This window comes from Streptomyces sp. NPDC127197, assembly GCF_042672405.1.
GTDB lineage: Bacteria > Actinomycetota > Actinomycetes > Streptomycetales > Streptomycetaceae > Streptomyces > Streptomyces flavusporus.
The window spans coordinates 1-1,615 of the sequence record NZ_JBHXVG010000137.1; the positions used below are offsets into that span (position 1 = coordinate 1).

1 protein-coding gene is annotated in these 1,615 nt (G+C 68.5%); it reads right to left on the reverse strand.

Going from position 1 to position 1,615, the window contains the following annotated elements; translation table 11 throughout:
- Positions 1-19: 19 nt before the first annotated feature.
- Positions 20-1,270 (reverse strand): IS110 family transposase, encoded by a 1,251-nt coding sequence (locus ACFVJQ_RS45950; RefSeq protein ID WP_385518666.1) that lies wholly within the window; start codon positions 1,268-1,270, stop codon positions 20-22.
- Positions 1,271-1,615: the final 345 nt, after the last annotated feature.

Genomic DNA, 1,615 nt, shown 5'->3' on the forward strand with positions numbered 1-1,615 from the left:
GACAAGACACCCCATGCACCTATGGGGTCAAGCAGCTGTTTGCGAGCGATGGCAGTGCCGGCGGGGCGAAGGCGACCGCCTCGTCGAACTTCTGGCGGGTGGTCAGGCAGTGATGGAGCTGGCCGATCATGCGGTTGAACAGGTTGCGGAGGGCCGCGTGGTAGCGGTCGCCGGCTTCCCGTCGGCGGTTGTAGTGAGAATGGGCCCCGAGTGAAGCGGTGAGTGCGGCGAACGCCCAGTGCCGGCCGGCCGCGGCCAGGCGGCTGTTCTTGATCCGGCGGTGGCTGACGCGACGGCTCTTGCCGGATTCCCTCGTCACCGGGGCGCTTCCGGCGTAGGCCTTCAGGTCTCGGGCCGTGTCGAACCGGGAGCGGTCGTCACCGATCTCCGCGAGTATCCGAGCACCGGTGAGCACGGCAAGCCCGGGGAAGCTCGTGATGATCTCCGCGTCGGGATGCTGCAGGAAGAGCACTTCGGTGTCGTGCGCCAACTCGTCGCAGGCCTGGCAGGCCGTCTCGAGCTGGGCGAGCAGTGCGCGCGTCTGATGCCCCATCGCCTTCTCGACCAGGGCTGGCTGGCGAAGCTGGGTCCGACGGAGCACTTCGAGGAGCCGGTCGGTCTCGGCCTCGATCCGGCGCTGGCGGCCGGCCCGCGTGACGGCGGCTCTGATCCTGCTTCGGGTGAGCCGAGCGGCCTCGGCCGGAGTGGGCGCGATCGCCAGGATCGCGCGGGCCTCACGCGCCAGCAGCCGCTCCCGCTTGTCGGCGAACGCCTCGAGGATCGCCGGGTAGTACTCACGCAGGTGCGACCGGAGCCGGTTGTGGGCCCGGGTGCGGTCCCAGACCGCGTCCTGCTGGGCCCTGGCGAGGACGGCAATCGCCCTGGCCAGGTCAGAGTCGTCCGGCAGCGGCCGATGAAGCTCGGCGTCGGTCCGCAGGATGTTCGCCAGGACAACGGCGTCCTGACGGTCGGACTTCTTGCCGGAGACGACGTGCCGGTCGCGGTAGCGTGCAACAGCCATCGGGTTGATCGCGTACACCCGGCGGCCAGAGGCCCGCAGACAGGCCACGAGAAGTCCGCGAGATGTCTCGATCGCGATCGGGATCGGATCGTCCGGACTGTCACCGTGCTCGGCGAGCAATAAAAGCAGGTCCTGGAAGCCCGCTGCGTCGTCGCCGATCCTGAGCTTGCCGAGCAGTCGAGCGTCGCGGTCGACCACGGCAACGTCGTGGTGATCCTCAGCCCAGTCGATTCCACAGGTCACGTGCAACGCGCGCTCCTTTCGGGCTTTCCCGGTCCGTCGGTGTCGGGCCGTGGCAGGACCACCCGGCGACCTAATAGAAGCGCTCACGGGCGCACCACCCCATCAGCCGTCCGTGGCCCCAGCAGTGCCCAGGGTCCTCGCTCTCGTGAAGAGCTCCACGGCTCCGGCTGATCGGGAGGTGGCCCTGGGAACGGCTCGAACCACGGCACGGTATGGCGACCGAGCTCGAAGCGGCAGAGGCCGTGCACGCGTCCCTCTTGTCGAAGCACTCCCAGGCGCTGCATACAGCCCAGACGTCTCGCTCGACCCCTGCCAGGACTGACAACTGCCAATCCACAGTGCCTATTAGGC